This is a genomic window from Selenomonas sp. oral taxon 136, from assembly GCF_001554015.1.
GTDB classification, from domain to species: Bacteria; Bacillota; Negativicutes; order Selenomonadales; family Selenomonadaceae; genus Centipeda; species Centipeda felix.
Window position 1 is genome coordinate 473,395 of the sequence record NZ_CP014239.1, and the last position, 18,405, is coordinate 491,799.

At 58.7% G+C, this 18,405-nt stretch carries 21 protein-coding genes and 5 tRNA genes; all 26 read right to left on the reverse strand.

Annotated elements, in window-relative coordinates; genetic code table 11:
• Positions 1-66: 66 nt before the first annotated feature.
• Positions 67-1,701, reverse strand: coding sequence for a ShlB/FhaC/HecB family hemolysin secretion/activation protein (locus AXE86_RS02100; RefSeq protein ID WP_157064393.1), 1,635 nt, complete (start codon positions 1,699-1,701; stop codon positions 67-69).
• A 252-nt stretch (positions 1,702-1,953) separates the two neighbouring features.
• On the reverse strand, positions 1,954-2,610 hold the full coding sequence (gene upp / locus AXE86_RS02105; RefSeq protein ID WP_039981014.1) for a uracil phosphoribosyltransferase: 657 nt from the start codon (positions 2,608-2,610) through the stop codon (positions 1,954-1,956).
• 190 nt (positions 2,611-2,800) lie between these two features.
• The gene (gene glyA / locus AXE86_RS02110; protein WP_061944173.1) at positions 2,801-4,063 is read right to left on the reverse strand and encodes a serine hydroxymethyltransferase; all 1,263 of its coding nucleotides are present in this window, start codon (positions 4,061-4,063) and stop codon (positions 2,801-2,803) included.
• Positions 4,064-4,082: 19 nt separating this feature from the next.
• Complete coding sequence (gene rpiB / locus AXE86_RS02115) at positions 4,083-4,535, reverse strand: ribose 5-phosphate isomerase B (protein WP_061944175.1); 453 nt, start codon at positions 4,533-4,535, stop codon at positions 4,083-4,085.
• Positions 4,536-4,600: 65 nt separating this feature from the next.
• The gene (locus tag AXE86_RS02120) at positions 4,601-5,443 is read right to left on the reverse strand and encodes a metal ABC transporter permease (protein ID WP_061944178.1); all 843 of its coding nucleotides are present in this window, start codon (positions 5,441-5,443) and stop codon (positions 4,601-4,603) included.
• On the reverse strand, positions 5,434-6,261 hold the full coding sequence (locus AXE86_RS02125; RefSeq protein ID WP_061944181.1) for a metal ABC transporter ATP-binding protein: 828 nt from the start codon (positions 6,259-6,261) through the stop codon (positions 5,434-5,436). The genes AXE86_RS02120 and AXE86_RS02125 overlap by 10 nt, the downstream gene beginning before the upstream one ends.
• Positions 6,262-6,291: 30 nt before the next feature.
• The gene (locus tag AXE86_RS02130; protein WP_061944184.1) at positions 6,292-7,029 is read right to left on the reverse strand and encodes an ABC transporter permease; all 738 of its coding nucleotides are present in this window, start codon (positions 7,027-7,029) and stop codon (positions 6,292-6,294) included.
• Entirely contained in the window at positions 7,029-7,919 is an 891-nt protein-coding gene (locus AXE86_RS02135; RefSeq protein WP_232294902.1) for an ABC transporter ATP-binding protein, read from the reverse strand. The genes AXE86_RS02130 and AXE86_RS02135 overlap by 1 nt, the downstream gene beginning before the upstream one ends.
• A gap of 3 nt (positions 7,920-7,922) precedes the next feature.
• Positions 7,923-8,909 carry a Gfo/Idh/MocA family protein gene (locus AXE86_RS02140; protein ID WP_061944187.1) on the reverse strand — a complete coding sequence of 329 codons (987 nt, stop codon included), beginning with the start codon at positions 8,907-8,909 and terminating at the stop codon, positions 7,923-7,925.
• A gap of 127 nt (positions 8,910-9,036) precedes the next feature.
• Positions 9,037-10,071, reverse strand: coding sequence for a sirohydrochlorin cobaltochelatase (locus AXE86_RS02145; RefSeq protein ID WP_061944190.1), 1,035 nt, complete (start codon positions 10,069-10,071; stop codon positions 9,037-9,039).
• Positions 10,072-10,209: 138 nt separating this feature from the next.
• Positions 10,210-10,950, reverse strand: a complete 741-nt coding sequence (locus AXE86_RS02150) for a vWA domain-containing protein (protein WP_061944193.1) — start codon at positions 10,948-10,950, stop codon at positions 10,210-10,212.
• Between the two features lie 97 nt (positions 10,951-11,047).
• Positions 11,048-11,854, reverse strand: coding sequence for an RNA polymerase sporulation sigma factor SigH (gene sigH, locus AXE86_RS02155; protein ID WP_061946917.1), 807 nt, complete (start codon positions 11,852-11,854; stop codon positions 11,048-11,050).
• Positions 11,855-12,058: 204 nt separating this feature from the next.
• Positions 12,059-12,430 (reverse strand): 50S ribosomal protein L7/L12, encoded by a 372-nt coding sequence (rplL, locus tag AXE86_RS02160; RefSeq protein ID WP_050343123.1) that lies wholly within the window; start codon positions 12,428-12,430, stop codon positions 12,059-12,061.
• A 45-nt stretch (positions 12,431-12,475) separates the two neighbouring features.
• Positions 12,476-13,012 (reverse strand): 50S ribosomal protein L10, encoded by a 537-nt coding sequence (gene rplJ / locus AXE86_RS02165; protein WP_009442863.1) that lies wholly within the window; start codon positions 13,010-13,012, stop codon positions 12,476-12,478.
• A 447-nt stretch (positions 13,013-13,459) separates the two neighbouring features.
• Positions 13,460-14,143, reverse strand: a complete 684-nt coding sequence (rplA, locus tag AXE86_RS02170) for a 50S ribosomal protein L1 (RefSeq protein WP_009442864.1) — start codon at positions 14,141-14,143, stop codon at positions 13,460-13,462.
• 57 nt (positions 14,144-14,200) lie between these two features.
• The gene (gene rplK / locus AXE86_RS02175) at positions 14,201-14,626 is read right to left on the reverse strand and encodes a 50S ribosomal protein L11 (protein WP_006690943.1); all 426 of its coding nucleotides are present in this window, start codon (positions 14,624-14,626) and stop codon (positions 14,201-14,203) included.
• 45 nt (positions 14,627-14,671) lie between these two features.
• Positions 14,672-15,223: a transcription termination/antitermination protein NusG gene (nusG, locus tag AXE86_RS02180; protein ID WP_050343121.1), complete on the reverse strand. Its 552-nt coding sequence runs from the start codon at positions 15,221-15,223 to the stop codon at positions 14,672-14,674.
• Between the two features lie 14 nt (positions 15,224-15,237).
• Positions 15,238-15,423, reverse strand: coding sequence for a preprotein translocase subunit SecE (gene secE, locus AXE86_RS02185; RefSeq protein WP_009442867.1), 186 nt, complete (start codon positions 15,421-15,423; stop codon positions 15,238-15,240).
• Positions 15,424-15,434: 11 nt separating this feature from the next.
• Positions 15,435-15,584, reverse strand: coding sequence for a 50S ribosomal protein L33 (gene rpmG, locus AXE86_RS02190; RefSeq protein ID WP_006307107.1), 150 nt, complete (start codon positions 15,582-15,584; stop codon positions 15,435-15,437).
• A 164-nt stretch (positions 15,585-15,748) separates the two neighbouring features.
• Positions 15,749-15,825, reverse strand: a tRNA-Met gene (locus AXE86_RS02195).
• A gap of 6 nt (positions 15,826-15,831) precedes the next feature.
• A tRNA-Thr gene (locus AXE86_RS02200) sits at positions 15,832-15,907 on the reverse strand.
• Between the two features lie 9 nt (positions 15,908-15,916).
• A tRNA-Met gene (locus tag AXE86_RS02205) sits at positions 15,917-15,992 on the reverse strand.
• 8 nt (positions 15,993-16,000) lie between these two features.
• Positions 16,001-16,086, reverse strand: a tRNA-Tyr gene (locus tag AXE86_RS02210).
• Between the two features lie 12 nt (positions 16,087-16,098).
• A tRNA-Met gene (locus AXE86_RS02215) sits at positions 16,099-16,174 on the reverse strand.
• Between the two features lie 142 nt (positions 16,175-16,316).
• Positions 16,317-17,579: a diphosphate--fructose-6-phosphate 1-phosphotransferase gene (gene pfp, locus AXE86_RS02220; RefSeq protein ID WP_009442868.1), complete on the reverse strand. Its 1,263-nt coding sequence runs from the start codon at positions 17,577-17,579 to the stop codon at positions 16,317-16,319.
• A gap of 105 nt (positions 17,580-17,684) precedes the next feature.
• Positions 17,685-18,404 carry a nuclease-related domain-containing protein gene (locus tag AXE86_RS02225; RefSeq protein WP_061944197.1) on the reverse strand — a complete coding sequence of 240 codons (720 nt, stop codon included), beginning with the start codon at positions 18,402-18,404 and terminating at the stop codon, positions 17,685-17,687.
• Position 18,405 lies beyond the last annotated feature (1 nt).

Here is an 18,405-nt window from a genome sequence, read left to right on the forward strand (position 1 = left end):
CCGTTAGCTTCTCCCGTCGAACGAGGAGGCTATGGGGGCTGGTGAAATCTCAAGGAAGATCACCGTTTAGAAGAATTTATAGACCTGAAACCAGAAGCGTCCGCTGCGGTCACTGTCCGAGACCGCAGGCTCGTGCCCAAGCTTCCACGCGTAGTTTACACGAGCGACCCAGTTATCATCATTGCTCCAGTTGACGCCGAGGCCTGCCCCATACAGGCTGCGGCTGTCCGGTCCCGTATAGCCGGGATAGCCCTCATGGTAGATGCTCACATGTCCTCCATCGACGAATACGATCATCTGCCAGACGTTGGTATCGCCCTCGCGCGTCGGTACGTTACACCGCAGCTCCGCCGTCCATTTCCAGCCGTCGTCGCCCGACGCCTCACTGACGGGATAGGCGCGTACGCCGCTCGGCCCGCCGAGGGAGAATTTCTCCGAGGAGTCGAGGTTTTTCTCCGCCCACTGGCGGCTGTAGCTGAGGTAGAGGGCAAGCCGATCGTCGATGTGCTGGAGCCGCGTGAGGTCGAGGTTCCACTTGCCGAAATGCCCTGCCGTGCGCCCCGTCACCGCGTCGTTGAGCCGCTGCATGGGCTCGTTGATCATGACGTTGCCGCGCGTATAGGAGAGCGAGAAGGTGTTGCGCCCGCCCGTCAGGAAGCGGTCGAGGTTGTCCCCATTGATGCCGAACACCCAGTTGCGGGCGTGTTTCGGGTCACGGAAGGACATCTGCCGCGCCTCGCTGCCCATGCTCTTGAAGTCGAGCCGCACGGAGCCGTAGAGGTTGAGGTCGCGGCTGCGGCGGAAGTTGTGCTGCCAGTTGAATCCGATGCTCTGTGACGAGCCCACGAAATCCATGGAGGAAAATGTGCCGCCAAGGGAGTAAAAGGATCGCACATAGCTGATGCCGAGCCGCTCGCCCTGCCGCCAGACCGGCGTGCTGTAGGAGACGGAGCCCGACCACATCTTGTCGTTTGACATGACGCCGCCGATGGAGAAGATGTCCCCCTCGCGAAAGGGGCTTGCGTAGTTGAAGAATGCGCTGTATTGGTAGCGCCCCGTGTAGCGGTAGCCGCCGTTGTCCACGCCAAGGTAGCCCCACATGCGGTGTCCCTTGTTCTTGACGTTGACAATGAGATCGGTCGTCCCCGGCTCGCTGCCCGCCTTGAGTTTGGTGTTTGCCTCGATGCGGTTCATGTCGTTGGTGAGCCAGACGCCGCGGCTGAGTTCGTTCTTGTCGATGATCTGCCCCGGTGCGACGCCCATCTCGCGCAGGATCGCCCGATCGTGCACGTAGGTCTCGTTGTTGATGATGATCTCGCCATAGCGTCCCGGTACGATGGTAAAGGTGACGACGCCGTCACGAAATTCCTGCGGTGCGAGGTAGGCAAACGCGACAAAGTAGCCCTTGTCCCGCAGGTACTTCGTGATCTCCTCCGCCTGCGCCTCAAGGTCGGAGAGCGTCGCCTCATGGTGGCGATGCGGCGCGAGGATGTCCCGCAGCTCGGCATCGGTCACGGGATTTTCTCCGTCAAATGTATAGCGTGCGACCCATATACTCTCTGTCGTCTTCTCTGCTGCCTTTTCGGCGGCGTGCACGGCGGGGATGCAGCTCACGGCACAGAGGGCGGTAAGGCCTGCGGTCAGCAGTCGTTTTTTCACGCGATGCGCGTTCGTTACATGTTTTATGTTCATCTGATTCATTCGCACATTTCCTTCTGTCTGCGCGTATTGCTGTCCTTATAGATACTCTTAATATAGTTATCGCCAGTTTATACTTTATATTAACACATTCATGACTTTATTCCTAGAAACAAATGTTACGGTTCCGCTTTTTAATGAATCAGACAACAATAGAAAAGCCCGTTACACGAAGCTAAAAAGCTTCATGCAACAGGCTTTAATGTCTTATCCGACAGGCGCCCCCTCCACCGCTCGCGCGCGAGGGTGGGCAGCTTAGAGTGTTCCGAAGATGCGGTCGCCCGCATCGCCGAGCCCCGGTACAATGTAGCCGTGCTCGTTGAGGCAGTCGTCCACTGCCGCAACGTAGATCGGTACGTCGGGGTGGTCTGCCGCGACGCGGCGGATGCCCTCAGGAGCGGAGACGAGGCACATGAGGATGATGCTGCGCGCGCCCTTGTCCTTGAGCATGGTGAGTGCTGCCGACGCACTGCCGCCCGTGGCGAGCATGGGGTCAGGTACGATGAGAGTGCGATCCTCGATGCCGCGCGGGAGCTTTGCATAGTACTCGACGGGGGCAAGTGTCTCGGGGTCGCGATAGAGTCCGATGTGTCCGACGCGTGCCGCAGGGATGAGGTTCAGGATGCCGTCGAGCATCCCGAGGCCTGCGCGTAGGATCGGGACGATGCCGAGTTTTTTGCCTGCGAGCATTTTTGCATGGCAATGTGCGACAGGGGTCTCGATCTCCACGTCGCGCAGGGGGAAGTCGCGCGTGATCTCGTATGCCATGAGCATGGCGATCTCCGAGAGCAGTTCGCGGAATTCCTTTGTCCCCGTTTCCTTGCGGCGCATGATGGTCAGTTTGTGCTGGATGAGCGGATGATCGACGAGGTGGAGTGTCGGTATGTCGGACGGGCGGAATGTGTCAGCCATGGGATGTTTCCTTTCCACGGGGAAGTTAGGGAAGCACTGATAAATTCGGCACAACCATCTTGACGCATCTTTTTCGCCCGCTTTTCGTTAGCAAATCCTCCACATAGCCCTCGCTATGCGTCCGGTTTGCTGCCTCAATCGGACAAAAAATCTACGCCAATCTGGCAGACCTCATTTTATCAATGCTTCCTTAGTTCTCCCCGAGATGTTCATAGATCGGATATTTTTTGCAGAATGCATCGACGCGGCGGCGTGCCTCTGCGCGGCGGCTCTCGTCCGTCGGTGCATCGAGGACGTGCGCGATGATGCGTGCGACCTCACGCATGTCCTCCTCGCGGAAGCCGCGCGTGGTGAGTGCGGGCGAGCCGAGACGGATGCCGCTCGTGACGAACGGGCTGCGCGGCTCGAACGGGATGGTGTTGCGGTTCGCTGTGATGTTGACCTCGTCGAGGAGGGTCTGCGCTTCCTTGCCCGTGATGTCCTTGTTCGTGAGGTCAACGAGCATGACGTGCGTGTCCGTGCCGCCCGAGACGATGCGGTAGCCGAGCTTCGTGAGTTCGTCGGCGAGCGCGGCGGCGTTCTTGACGACCTGTGCGCCGTACTCCTTGAACGAGGGCTGCAGTGCCTCGCCGAGGGCGACGGCCTTGGCCGCGATGACGTGCATCAGAGGGCCGCCCTGGATGCCGGGGAATACGGCCTTGTTGATCTTTTTCCCGAGTTCTTCGTCGCGTCCGAGGATGAGGCCGCCGCGCGGGCCGCGCAGGGTTTTGTGCGTGGTCGTGGTGACGATGTCGGCGTAGGGGACGGGGCTGGGGTGCTGCCCCGCTGCGACGAGCCCCGCGATATGTGCCATGTCGACCATGAAGATGGCATTGACGCTTTTGGCGATGGCGGCGATGCGCTCAAAGTCGATGATGCGTGCATACGCTGATGCGCCCGCGATGATCATGCGCGGATGGTGCTCGGCAGCGAGTTTTTCGAGGGCGTCGTAGTCGATGCGCTCGGTCTCGCGGTCAACGCCGTAGGGGATGACCTTGTAGTAGGTGCCGGAGATGTTGACGGGGCTGCCGTGCGTGAGGTGTCCGCCGTCCGTGAGGTTCATGCCGAAGATGGTGTCACCCGGCTGCAGGAGGGCGAAGAATACCGCCATGTTCGCCTGTGCGCCCGAGTGGGGCTGAACGTTCGCCCATGCCGCGCCGAAGAGTTCCTTTGCGCGGTCGATGGCGAGCTGCTCTGCGACATCGACGTACTCGCAGCCGCCGTAGTAGCGCTTGCCGGGGTAGCCCTCGGCGTATTTGTTGGTGAGGACGCTGCCCTGTGCCTCCATGACGGCACGGCTGACGATGTTCTCCGAGGCGATGAGTTCGAGCTTTGTCCGCTGACGGTTGAGCTCGTGATCAATTGCCTCCGCGACCTGCCGGTCTGACTGTTTCAGCGTGCCCATAATGCTCATGTGTGATCTCCCCTAGCTGTTAGCTGTCCTTCTGCTGCTCAAGTGCCATGATCTTGTCGACGCGGCGGGCGTGGCGGCCGCCCTCGAACTCCGTGCAGACCCATGCGCGCACGATTTCACCCGCCGGGCCGATGCCCGTGACGCGTCCGCCCATGGCGAGGACGTTTGCGTCGTTGTGTTTCCGCGACATGATCGCCGAGTAGACGTCGCCGCAGAGTGCGGCGCGGATGCCGTCGATCTTGTTTGCCGCGATGGAGATGCCGATCCCCGTGCCACAGAGGACAATGCCACGATCCGCCTTGCCGGAAACGACGTCGGCACAGACCTTCTCCGCGATGTCGGGATAGTCCACCGACTCTTTGCCAAAGGTGCCGACATCCGCCACCTGGATGTCACTGAATTCGTGAAGCACCATCTTGATTTCTTCTTTGAGATCCACGGCTCCATGATCGCTGCCAATCGTAATGTTCATGAGCTCCTCCTTCTCTGCATTTACATTCGTCCTTATCTTAACACAATTCAATGAAAAAAACCAGATCACCGCTGCACGCGTGTACGGAGTGCGAGCGAGAGGAAGAAGATGAGGGCGGCGGCGGCGACGATGGCCGCGCCGGCCGCGATGCCGAGGTAGTAGGCGGAAAAGAGCCCGACGATGCCCGCAACGAGGGCGGTGAGGATGGCGATGAGGTGGTACTCCTTGACACTGCGCGTCACGTTGCGTGCGGCTGCCCCCGGCAGGACGAGGAGTGCATTGATGATGAGGATGCCGACCCACTGGATGCTGACGGCGACGACGACGGCGAGCAGGGCGGCAAATGCCGCCTCGATGCGTACGACGGAGATGCCGCGGCTGTGGGCGAGTGACGGGTTGACGGAGAGCAGAAGCAGATGGTTGAAGAGGGCAGCCCAGACCAGTACGACGAGGAGATCGACGGTGAGCAGTCCCGCGAGGTCGGACGGCGTGATGCTCAGGATGTCACCGATCAGGAGCGGGGAGAATTTTGAGAAGCCGCCGCCTCGGCTCATGACCATGAGGCCGACGGCAATGGCAGTCGAGGAGAATACGCCAATGACGGTGTCTGCCGATGCCGCCGTCCGATGCTTGATGTAGGTGATGAGGAGGGCAAAGGCGATCGAGAAGGTGATGAGCGCGGTGAGCGGCGAGACGATGCCGACGAGCGCGCCGACGGCAATACCCGTAAATGCGCCGTGGCCGAGCGAGTCCGAGAAGAACGCCATGCGGCTTGAGACGACCATGGTCGAGAGGAGCCCGAAGAGCGGCGTCATGAGTAGGACGGCGAGAAGCGCATTCTTCATAAAGGTATACTCTGTCCACGAAAAGGGCAGGAGTGTGTCCATGACGTGATAGATCAGTTCCATGCCGTCCCCTCCTCTCCTGCCGTGCGCTTCTCCGTCGGCGCGCGCAGACTGCTGAGGTCGGGCAGAATGCCGAAGATCTGCTCCATCGCCGGAGAGCGATAGACCTCCTCGGGCGTACCGGCCGCCGCGATGCCGTGGTTCATCAGGACAACCTTGTCCGCATGGCGTGCCGTCATGCCGAGGTCATGCGAGATGAGGAGGATCGCGAGATCCTCCTTGGCGCGCAGCTCCGCGACGATCTCGTAGAAGAGTGCCAGTCCGCGCTGATCAACGCCCGAGACGGGCTCATCGAGGAGGAGCAGGTTCGGGATGGGGTCGAGCGCGAGCGCGAGGAGAACGCGCTGCAGTTCTCCGCCCGAGAGTGCGCCGAGGCGGCGGTCGATGAGGTGCTCCGCCCGCACGCGCGCAAGGCTCTGCGTGGCACGTGCACGATAGCGACGTGCGGGGCAGAGCCAGACGGGGCGCGCCGTGATGCACGCCATAAAGAGATCCATGACGGTGGTCGGTGCGCTCACGTCGAGGCGGAGGTACTGCGGGACGTAGCCGATGACGGGGCGGCCGGTATGGCGCCCCTCGGCGTCGACGAAGCGGATGTGTCCCGTGTGCGGCACCTCGCCGAGGATGGCGCGCAGGAGGGTTGATTTTCCCGCGCCGTTCGGGCCGATGATGGCGGTGAGCTCACCGCAGTGAAAGTGCAGATTGACGTGCGAGAAGACGTCAAATGTCCCGTAGGAGACGCCGAAGTCCTCGACGCGCGTGCAGCAGAAGTGCGCGCAGCCCTCTGCTGCGCCGCTGTGATGAAAGATATGCCTGAGCATGATTGTCCTCTGAGTGATATGAGTGATTGCTTAGTCAGTCAGTCGGCGGAATTTCCATGTACCGGCGACGATGCCGAGGATGGCGTAGAGCACGACGACGGCAAGCGAGATAACGGAGTAGTCCCCTGCCCCGCTGAGGCTGCGCAGGAGGTAGCTCGTATGTGTCAGTGGGAGGATCTCCACGAGATAACGCACCGCATCCGGCAGTGCCGCCGTGGAGAAGAATGTCCCGCAGAGGAACGACATGGGCAGGAGAACGTAGAGGTTGACCTGCCCCATCTCCTCGTAGGTGGAGATATACAGCGCCGCGAGAAAGCCGATCTCCGCGAAAATCGCACAGTTCAGTGTCAGGACGAGAAGAAAGAGCGGCGTGACGGAGAAATGTGCACCAAAGAGATAACTCAGTCCGATGATGATCGCCGAGGAGATCAGGCCGCGCAGCACGGCACCCGCGACCTTGCCGATGACGTAGGCATCGGGACGGATGGGGGCGATAAGGTACTCCTCAAGGCTTTTATGGTAGATGCGCTCCGCATGCACGGGGATGATGCTGTTAAAGCTGATGTTCATGGAGTTCATCGCGAGCAGCCCCGGTACGAGGAAATCGATGTACGAGCCGCCGCCGACGTCGATGCTCCGCCCGAGCCCCCAGCCGAAGGCGATGAGGAACATGAGCGGCGAGACCATGCGGCTCAGGATATATTTTTTCAGGCGGCGGCGCAGCACGATCCAGTCGCGCCAAAACACCGTCCATATATCGCCAAGCATCAGAGCCCCTCCTTCCGTCCCGTCAGCTCGATAAAGACGTCCTCCAGATTCGTCGGGCGCAGGAGCACACGCGCCATCGTATCCTCGATGCCGCGCGCATAGCTGCGCGCCTCCTCCTGTGTATGAAAAAAGCGGTAGGCGCGTCCGTCCGCCCCATCCCACTCCACGGCGTGTCTCCCCAGTGCCTCGCAGAAGTCCTGCGGCGTCTGCAAGTCGACAAGCTGCCCCTTATTGATGATGGCGACGCGTGCGCAGAGCGCCTCTGCCTCCTCGATGTAGTGTGTGGTGAGGAGGACGGTCACGCCGCGCGCTGCGATGCCGTGCACCACATCCCAGATGTGGCGGCGAATCTGCGGATCGAGGGCAACGGTCGGCTCGTCGAGAAAGAGGACGCGCGGACGGTGGATGAGCGCACGCGCAATGAGCAGCCGCCGCTTCATCCCGCCTGAGAGCTGCCGCACACCGTCGTTGCGCACCTCCATGAGCGACATCTCCGTCAGGAGCTCCTCGATGCGTGCCGTGCGCTCCGCACGCTCCATGTGATGCAGGCGCGCGTGCAGCTCCATATTGTCCCAGACGGTGAGTTCCTGATCAAAGTTCACGTGCTGCGGTACGACACCAATCTGTGCCTTGACGCTGCGCTCTGCCGCATGGATGTCCTCTCCGCCGATGCGGATGCGTCCGCTCGTCGGACGGGTCTGCATGGTGAGCATCCGAATGATTGTCGTCTTGCCTGCGCCGTTCGGGCCGAGGAGGCCGAACACCTCGCCGCGCCGTACGGAGAGCGATACATCATTGACGGCGGTCTTCCATGCGCTCTCTTTTTTTTCATCGGTATGCGGAAACGTTTTGACGAGATGTTCCATCTCGATCATCATGTCATTGTCCATGTATCAGTCCGCCCGAAACTGGATGCCCGCCATCAGGCGTGCCTTTTCCATGACCGCCATCACCGCGCGCGTCACGGCAAATCCGTCCTCCACGGCAGTGTAGTCCCGCTGCTGGTATATGCGCTGCATCTCCTCAAACTCATGCACCATGCGGTGCTCGTGGCGGTTCAGGGCGAAGGTCTCGGGCTCCGCACCGCGCAGGCCGATGGTGAAGGAGCGCAGTTCGTTCGGCGTGCCGTCGGTGCGAATCCACCCGTTCTCACCCTGGATCATGAGGAAGGAGGGGCTGCTGCTGTCCTTCGCCGCTGCCGATGAGGCGCAAAAGCCGTCGTAGCGCAGGGTCATCACCCCTGATGTGTCGATGCCGTTGAATCCGATATTTGCCAGATAAGACGCGGACAGCGGGCGTCCGAAGAGTGCAATGATGAGCGCTAGGTTGTAGACGTTCAGGTCATAGAGTGCGCCGCCCGAGCAGGTAGGGTCAAATGCGGGGGCAACGTCGCGCGCGAGGTAGCGGTCGTAGCGGCTCGAGTACTGGGAGAAGTTCGCCTGCACGAGGCGGACGAGGCCGAGCAGGGGCAGCCGCTCCACGATGCCGCGAAAGTTCGGCATATAGAGCGGCGTCATTGCCTCAAAGACGTAGCTCTGTGCCGCACGGGCGCGCGCGATCAGCTCCTCCGTCTCTGCGAGGGTCGAGGCAAAGGGCTTCTCCACGATGACATTCCAGCCCGCCGAGATTGCCTGCCGTGCGTAGTCGAAATGTGCGCTGTTCACAATGCCGAGGTAGACAAAGTCGGCCGCATGGGATGCGAGCAGCTCTGCGTAGTCGGTCACGACGTGCGGGATGTCAAACTCCTGCGCCATGTGTTCTGCTTTTTCCCTACTGTGCGGGCGTGCACAGAGCACGGGAATCTTCACACCTCCCACCATCCGCAGCGCCCCAAGCGCCTCGCGTGCGATCATTCCCGTTCCGACGACTGCAATCTTCATTCGCGTACTCCTGTCCACCGTTCTCTTACGTTTCGTGCCATTTATTATAACAGGGTATCCCCATAAAGAAAAGAGCCTGCCGCAGAAGCAGATGCTCCTACGACAGGCTCTGAGCTGATACGCTGTATTACTTCATCATTTTGATGTGGTCTGCATCCGCCCCCTTGCGTCCCTGCAGCGCATCCCATGCGTCGTTGGCACGCTCCACGAAGGCAGCGCGAATCGCCTGGTTCTCACCGAGGCCGTGCAGATAGGTGTTGACCTTGAAGCCCTGGCTCTCAAGGATGCTCTTGTGCGAATCCGAATCCTTACCCGCCATGTCGTTGTGCGCATGATCGCCCGCAACCATCATGATCGGCATGAGCGTAACCATCTTGATGTGGTTCTCTTTGAGCTTCGGCAGGATCGTCTCCAAGCTCGGCCAGCCCTCGACTGTGTAGACGTAGACGTTCTTATAGCCGAGCTCGTTAAGCTTTGCCTGGATCACGGAATAATAGGCGTTGGAAACGTGCGGCGTGCCGTGTGCCATGAGGAGGAGTGCCTCATCCTTGCCCAGCGCCGGGAACTGCGTCGAGACCGCCTTGATGAACTCCGTCACGTCGTCCGCCTGATTTTCCTGTCCCTGCCAGTACATGAGGGAGGTGCCGCAGGTCATCGTCTTGAACTGATCCTTGTACTCGTTGTAAACCGCCTTGACGTAGGAGTACTCCATGCCCGGAATGACGTCGAGCGAGACCAGTGCGACGCGGGAGTAGCCCTCTGCCTTGAGCTGCGTCAGTGCCTCCTCGGGCGTCGGATAGTGCTTGCCTTCCTTTGCCGCGATACGGTCGATGATGATATGGGAGGTAAATGCCGTGACGACCTTTACACCAGGGTTCGCTGCCTGGATGTCGCGCACCGTCGCCTCGATCGTCTTCTCACGCGTGTCCTTGAACGTCGTGCCGAAGCTCGCAACAACGATGGCGTCCTTGTTCGCGTAGTTTGCCATCTGCGGGTTGTTGTACTTCAGGACGCCGATTTCCGACGCCTCCATGAGTGCCGGCGTCGCCGTCTTGACCTCAGGATTGAGCTCGTACGCAGCCTCTGCGGGGCTGTACGAGGACAGTCCCAAGACCGCTGAGCATGCAAGCGAAGCGACCAGCATTTTCTTCCAGTTTTTCATTCCGATTCCTCCTAAAAATAGATACTCCCCCAGCGAGGCACACAGCCTGCCGCCTCTCCCCATCAATTCAGTTCTATTATATATAGATTACATTTCATAGGATACATCGTCAGCAGGAAATTGTCAACCATCGACGACTTATTTTCCCGTATCCCGCTCGACATGATCCTTCCACGCACCGGATTCCTTATCGCCGCTGGCGCGCTCCGCGACGTAGACACCTACTGCATCGTAGTTCGCACGGACGCCGCTCGATGTGTTCTTGTACGTCACGGCGTTCGCCTTGCGCACCCCAATGGCGTCTGCTTCCTCAGCCGCGTCGATGTTCGCACCGAGGTAGATGAAGTCCCAGCCCGCCTTTTCCTGCTTGTCCGAGATGAGTTCCTTGATCTTTGCCTTGGTGAACTCGGTGCTCGCGTTCTCCATGCCGTCCGTGATGATGACGACGATCACCTTTGTCCCCTGCCTGTCCGCCGCGCCCGACTGCTCCATGCGCAGGATGGTATCACCGACGGCGTCGAGGAGTGCCGTCGTGCCGCCCGTCTCATACGTCCGCTCGGTCAGCGGGCGCACGCTCTGGATCGCCCTGTGCTCGTAGAGGCGGTCAATCTTGTCGTTAAAGAGCACCGTCGTCACGCGCACGTCGATGCCAAGCTTCTTCTCCTTCTCGATCATCGCATTAAAGCCGCCGATGGTGTCCGCCTCCAACCCGTGCATGGATCCACTCCTGTCGAGGATCATCACGAGTTCAATGCGGCTCGGCTTTTCCTGCGGCGCAGCCGCTCTCGGTGTGCTGTCCTCTGCCGCCTGTGCGGACGCCACGGCACAGGCGAGACAGAGCAGTACCGTCAGCAGGATGGATGAAAATTTTTTCCACATGGTCATGCCTCCTATTCTTCCACGACTTTTTCATTATAGCATAGAAAATGATATTCATATAAAACAAAAGACCGGCTGCCCGACCTTTGTGTTTTCTTTATTCCTGTGCGCGTCCCATGCGGTTGATGGTCGTCAGTCCGCGATAGACTGTCCCGATGTCAAGATCGTCCCCGCGTGACTCCATGTATTTCTCAAGTTTCCGCTTGACGCGCTGCAGAGCATTGTCGATGGACTTAACCTGACGATGCAGGTCGACGGCGATCTCCTGATAGGATTTGCCGTCGAGGTAGCTCATGAGGACACGCCACTCAAGATCGCTGAGGATTTCCTCCATTTTCTGCTCGATGTCGATGAACTCCTCGTGACTGATGACGAGCTCCTCGGGGTCGCTGATGCGCGCACCGGAGAGCACGTCGAGCAGGGTGCGGTCAGAGTCCTCATCGTAGATGGGCTTATTCAGTGAGACGTAGGAGTTGAGCGGGATGTGTTTCTGCCGCGTCGCCGTCTTAATCGCCGTGATGATCTGGCGCGTCACGCACAGCTCCGCAAACGCGCGAAACGATGAGAGCTTGTCCGGACGATAGTCACGTATCGCCTTGAAAAAGCCGATCATGCCCTCCTGTACAATGTCCTCTCGGTCTGCACCGATGAGGAAGTAGGAGCGTGCCTTGGAGCGCACGAAGTTACGGTATTTGTTGATGAGATAGTCGAGTGCCTCATCACCGCGCTCACCGCGAATGCGGGCGAGGAGGTCCTCATCCGAGCAGCCGTCGTAGATGCTGTTTTCTGCCGTCTCGTCTGCGTAGGTGTCCCCATCGGCAGCGAGCTCGCCCGTATCCATCTCCTCCGACACGGAACGTTCTTCATCCAATAGGGGCTTTTGCTTTTCGCCGTAAAAAATCATACGATGCACCGTCTTCCCATGCTTCCGGTGCATGACAGTCACCTGCCACGCACAATCGTCCCATGATTATTATAACTCTATTGCAAAAGTCCCGTCAAGAGACAAAAAGGACTGTGCATGATGGTTCTCACCTCATGCACAGTCCCTATTTGTCCCCCTTCCCCGCCAAACGGAGAAAGTTATGGGGAAGAGAAAAAACTTAGATTACTTCAGCTCGACCGTTGCGCCAGCCTCTTCGAGCTTCTTCTTGAGCTCTTCGGCCTCAGCCTTGGCGATATTCTCCTTGACCGGCTTCGGTGCGCCGTCAACGAGCTCCTTCGCTTCCTTCAGACCGAGACCCGTTGCCTCACGAACGGCCTTGATGACGTTGATCTTCTTGTCGCCTGCTGCTGCGAGAACGACGGTGAACTCCGTCTTCTCCTCGCCGCCCGCAGCCGGAGCAGCGCCGCCGACAGCAGCAACTGCGACCGGTGCAGCTGCGCTGACACCGAATTTCTCCTCCATTGCCTTCACGAGCTCGGAGAGTTCGAGAACGGTCATGTTCTCAATGGCTTCCAGAATCTGATCCTTGTTCATGCTGTATACCTCCAATAGTATGTAAATTCTCTCTCAATCGTATGTTTATGCGGATGCCTTCTGCGCACGCACAGCCTCAAGCACATAGACGGCATTGCGGATAACGCCCTGCAGTACGTTGACCGTGTTCGAGATCGGCGCATTCATGCTGCCCATGAGCTTTGCGATAAGCTCTTCGCGCGACGGGAGCGATGCGAGCGCCTGAACCTCAGCCGTCTCGATGACCTTGCCCTCAACGGTACCGACCTTGACGGACAGGATCCCCTTCTCGTCGAGCTTGTTTTTCTTGATGTAGCCGCAGATGACCTTCGCCGGAGCGACGGCATCGTCTGCCGAGAACGCAAATGCGGTCGTGCCCTCAAGGTGCGGATCGAGCCCCTCAAGACCAAGCGCATCTGCCGCACGGCGCAGCATCGTGTTCTTTACGACGTGATAGGAGACGCCCGCAGCGCGCAGCTCGCGGCGCAGCTCCGTATCCTGTGCAACGGTGAGACCGCTGTACGTCGTAAAGACAGCTCCTTTCGCCGAGGAGAGCTGCTCTTTCAGCTTCTCGACGATGACTTCTTTCTTGTGATCTGCCATGTAATCATTTCCCTCCTTTCATCTGATGTGTGTTGCACGAAGGTGAAAACCTCGTATGATGGCCGTTTTTTTTGCCCCTTCCACCGCTTCCGCGGTCCCCCTTGCTGACCTGTCCAAGAAGCAAGTCCACGGGACGAAGCTGATTGGGTAACAGATCGTATGGGAAAACGTCCCAAGAACACGAGCGCCAGCAATGTGTAATTGGCTGACGTTGACCGCTCCCCGTCATAACGGGGAAGGATTTGGGGAAATAACGGCATAGCGAGCCGATGGGGGGCATGTAAGAGCCCCTCTCGTGTCGGTGCTCTCGCACAAAAAATCTCCGGCTGCTATCCTGCCGGAGATGAATGTTCAAATTCACGTCCGACCTCGGCAGGCGACTATGTCGTTAGATGCTTGCGCAAACCTGCTGTCTACAGCCCGGGGAAATTCCGTGCGCCGCTAAAATTAGCTAAGCGCAACGGGGACGGCGGGTCCCATCGTCGCCACAACGGTGATGGAGCGGATGTACTGCCCCTTTGCCGCTGCCGGCTTCACGCGGATCAGCGTGTCGATGATCGCCTGATAGTTTTCGCGGAGTTTCTCCGCATCAAAGGAGGCCTTCCCAATGGGAACGTGGACGTTGCCCGCCTTGTCCGTGCGGTACTCCACCTGACCTGCCTTGATTTCGCCGATGGCTTTCTTCAGATCCATCGTGACCGTGCCGAGCTTCGGATTCGGCATGAGTCCGCGCGGACCGAGAACCTTACCGAGGCGGCCGACCGTGCCCATCATGTCGGGTGTAGCGACAGCAACATCGAAGTCGAGCCATCCGCCCTGGATCTTCTGCACGATCTCATCCGAGCCGACGAAGTCAGCTCCTGCTGCCTCAGCCTCAGCGACCTTCTCGCCCTTTGCAAAGACGAGCACGCGCTGGGTCTTGCCCGTGCCATGCGGCAGGACAAGGGCGCCGCGCACCTGCTGATCCGCATACTTCGGATCGACGCCGAGGCGCACGTGCAGCTCGATGGTCTCGTCGAATTTGGCCGTTGCCGTCTTCTTGACGAGTTCCATCGCTTCCTGCGAAGTGTAGAGTTTGCCGCTCTCGATCAGCTTCGCAGCGTCTTGGTATTTCTTACCAACCTTTGCCATGAATAACTCCCTTCGTGGTCATAACGGGCGTACGCCCTTCCACTTGGTCACGGACAATTAGTCCGTGATCTCAATGCCCATGCTGCGGGCCGTGCCCTCGATCATGGACGTTGCCGCCTCGATCGATGCGGCGTTCAGATCTGGCATCTTGGACTCTGCGATCTCGCGTGCCTTCGCGCGCGGGAGCTTTGCGACCTTCGTCTTGTTCGGCTCGCCCGACGCCTTTTCAATGCCCGCCGCCTTCTTCAGCAGAACTGCTGCCGGAGGGGTCTTCGTGATAAAGGTAAAGGAACGATCCTCAAAGACTGTGATCTCAACCGGAATGATGAGCCCCGCCTGCTTCGCCGTGCGTTCGTTGAAGTCCTTGACGAATGCCATGATATTGACGCCCGCCTGACCAAGCGCAGGTCCGACCGGAGGAGCCGGTGTCGCCTTCCCCGCAGGAACCTGCAGCTTTACGACACGCGCAACCTTCTTTGCCATCCACATTCACCTCCTTTCGGTGAAAAATCAGCGGTATATCTGATCTCAGATCCGTTCGACCTGATCGATCTCGACATCCAGTGGGGTTCCGTCCACATCGACCTGCACGCGCATACTCGACGTGTCGATCGACGTGATCTTGCCCGCGTAGTCCTCGAATGCGCCCGAGATGATGCGCACCGTGTCACCGACATCCACCTTGGCGCGGCGTTTCGGTGCCCCGCCCACCGAGCCGGAGAGGATGCGTTCCGCCTCCTCCGCCGTCAGCGGAATGGGGTGCTTCTCCGAGCCGACAAAGCCCGTGACGCCCGTCGTGTTGCGCACGACGTACCACGAGTGCTCATCGACAATCATGTCAACGAGGACGTAGCCCGGGAATACCTTGCGCGGGACGACCTTTTCCTTGCCGTCCTTGACCTCGATCTCGTTCTCCACGGGCACGACGACGTTAAAGATCATCTCGCTCATGCTCGCCGAGTGCATGAGGCGTTCAAGGTTTGCCTTGACCTTGTTCTCATACCCCGAGTAGGTGTGGATGACATACCATGCGCGATGCGGATTTGCCTGCCGGAGATTGAGTTCTTCCTTGTCTGCCATGTCCCTCACCCCGTCTAGTAATGCAGGATAACCTGAAAGATGCGCGCAAAAATAGTGTCGCAGATCCAGATGAGCGCGCAGACGACGACGATCGCAATGCCGACAACACCGGTGTAGGTGACCAGCTCGCGCCGCGTCGACCACGAGACCTTCTTCATCTCGGCGACGACTTCCCGCAGGAATTTCACAATCTTTCCCATGATGCGGGCGCTTACTTCGTCTCTTTGTGCGGCGTGTGCTTGCGGCAGAACTTGCAGTACTTGCTGAACTCCAGACGATCCGGATTGTTCTTCTTGTTCTTGTTCGTGCGATAGTTGCGGCTATGGCACTCCGTGCACTCAAGCGTAATGTTGTTGCGCATGAATATCGACTCTCCTTGTTAGTTTTCATGACACGAAATCACTCGTATCAATTTATCATACTTGGAAAATGCTGTCAACGCATGAAGTACATTTTCCCTAAGGAGACACCGGAGTGCTCCCTGAAAGCATAAAAGAACCCCCGTTGCGGGGGGATCAAGCAAAATGGTGGCGGCACAGAGATTTGAACTCCGGACACTGCGGGTATGAACCGCATGCTCTAGCCAACTGAGCTATGCCGCCGTTATATGGAGCTGATGACCAGGATTGAACTGGTGACCTTATCCTTACCAAGGATACGCTCTGCCGACTGAGCTACACCAGCGCACAGACTTGGTTGCGGGGACAGGACTTGAACCTGCGACCTTCGGGTTATGAGCCCGACGAGCTACCGACTGCTCCACCCCGCGATAAAAAGTGGTGGGCAGGGATGGATTCGAACCATCGTAATCCGAAGATGACAGATTTACAGTCTGTTGCCTTTAACCACTCGGCCACCTACCCATGATATGCTATTGGTTGCGGGGACAGGACTTGAACCTGTGACCTTCGGGTTATGAGCCCGACGAGCTACCGACTGCTCCACCCCGCGATGTTCTGTCGTGTGTTGCACTGACAATACGGTATTATACGGCAAAGGAGCGGGCGCGTCAATACCTAAAATAGAAAAAAAGGACGATAATGCGAAACTTTTTCGTTTCACACCATCGTCCTTGAACATTTCTGTGGCGAAATTACTCTGCGGCGTCGCCGTCAAAGAGATAGGAGTAGCGTTCCTTGAACTCCTCCTGCGTCATGCGGTAGGCATTCGCAAGTCCCGGATCGTCGAGGTCGCCCTTTTCGAGACGCATCATGAAACCGCGCGCGATACGGTAGTGGACGGAGCCGATGTTGACCTTGCGCACCTTCGTCTTGCCCGTCTCGGGGTCGCGAATCTCGTCGAAGCGCATCGGCACCGCCTGATTGTCCTGGATCGTGATGATCGCGCCCGTGTCGCCCTGCATGAGGAACTTGACGGCGGAGTAGCCGAGCGAGCGGCAGTAGTCGATGTCATAGGCGATCGGCGCCGTGCAGCGCAGCTCGTAGCCGATTTCCTTGTCGATGACGCTGATGGTGATGCCAAGCTTCTTCGTCTCGGCGAGCACCGCCTGTTTGATGATCTCGCCGAAGTCAAGCTCGCTGTAGCGGATGTGTCCGTGCTCGTCCGTGACGACGTTGCCGAGTTTGGCGAAGTCTTCCTCGGCGATCTTCTCGATCACGCCCTCAGCGATGACGGCAACGCCGTAGTTGCGCCCCGTGAGGTAGCGCTTCACGATCGAGCCGACAATCACGTCGACGACCTGCTGCAGCGGAATCTTTTTCTGGGAGAACTCCTCGGGGATGATGGTGATCGCCGCGCCTGCGCTGCGCCCCATCCCGAGGGCGAGGTGCCCCGCTGTACGTCCCATGGCGATGGTGAAGTACCAGCGGTTGTTCGTCGTGCTCGCATCCTCCATGAGGTTCTCGATCTCCATCGTGCCGAAGGCACGCGCCGTCTCAAAGCCGAATGTCGGCACGCCCTCGGGGAGCGGCAGGTCATTGTCGATGGTCTTCGGGACGTGGACGACGTTGATCGTGCGCCCCATCTTGCGTGCGTACTCGGAGACCGCCATGGAGCTGAATGCCGTGTCGTCGCCGCCGATGGTGACGAGATGCGTCACGCCGAGCTCGGTCAGCGTCTCGACCACGGTGCGGAGGTCGGATTCCTTCTTCGTCGGGTTGAAGCGCGACATCTTCAGAATGCAGCCGCCCGTCAGATGAATGCGGCTGATGTTTGCGGGCTCAAGGCGCACGTAGTTCTTCTCACCGCGTGCAATTCGCGAGAACCCGTCGTAGATGCCGAGCACATCCCACCCGTGCCGCGTTGCCTCACTGACCACGGCAGAGATGACGCTGTTGATGCCGGGTGCGGGGCCACCCCCGCAGATGATCGCAATGACGTTCTTGATCCCAATCATGAATATGCCTCCTCTTTTAAATTGTCTGTACTTTATATAAATTCGACGAAATAAATTATTTTCCTGCTCTCTTCATCACCGATTCAAATCAGCTCGCTCAAAGCATCAAGAAGCTCTCGTATGATCCAGCCGCTGCACAAGCCGCAGCACATCGGCATCACTAAGCAGGAAACGTGCTCTGTAGTTCAGAATGTAGGAACGCACAGCGTCGCCGCGATCCGTAAAGTGATCCGAACAACCGTTCAGAATTACATCCGGATTGGTGAAGAATACAATGCCGTCCACCCAAACATGCATCCCAACAGACTTTAGATAATCTGCCAAGACATGGATCTGCCGCTTCATATGCTTGACGGGATTCCGCATGGAGGAGGAGTAGTCTGTGCCGCGCCGCCCCGTCTTTTCCTGCCCCCAATCTCCATTGCTCGGTGTGATGGTTCCGTTGTGGTGCTTGGTATTGATAATAAAGACTCCGTTCCGCCCAACCACAACAAGTCCACAATAGGCGCCAGGCACCTGAACATTGCTCAGGATATGATAACTGTCCGGCAGCTGCCGCAGGACATCCATTGCCCGTTCCACCCCCTTGTCACCTGAGGCAGACTTCCTGTAGGCGTGCCAAAAGCGCTTGCCGACAAAGCCTGCCGCACCGAAAGCAAGGAGCACAGGAACAGCAGCATCCGTCTGGAGCAGGTGACCGGAGAGGATGTTATTCACCCACCACAGCCATATCAATAAGCACAAGCCGCAAAAGACACCTGCAAGGAGGAGATTCCTCCTCCTCGCCTGTGCAAAGGAGGACTCTCTTGTATGCAGTACTACCATA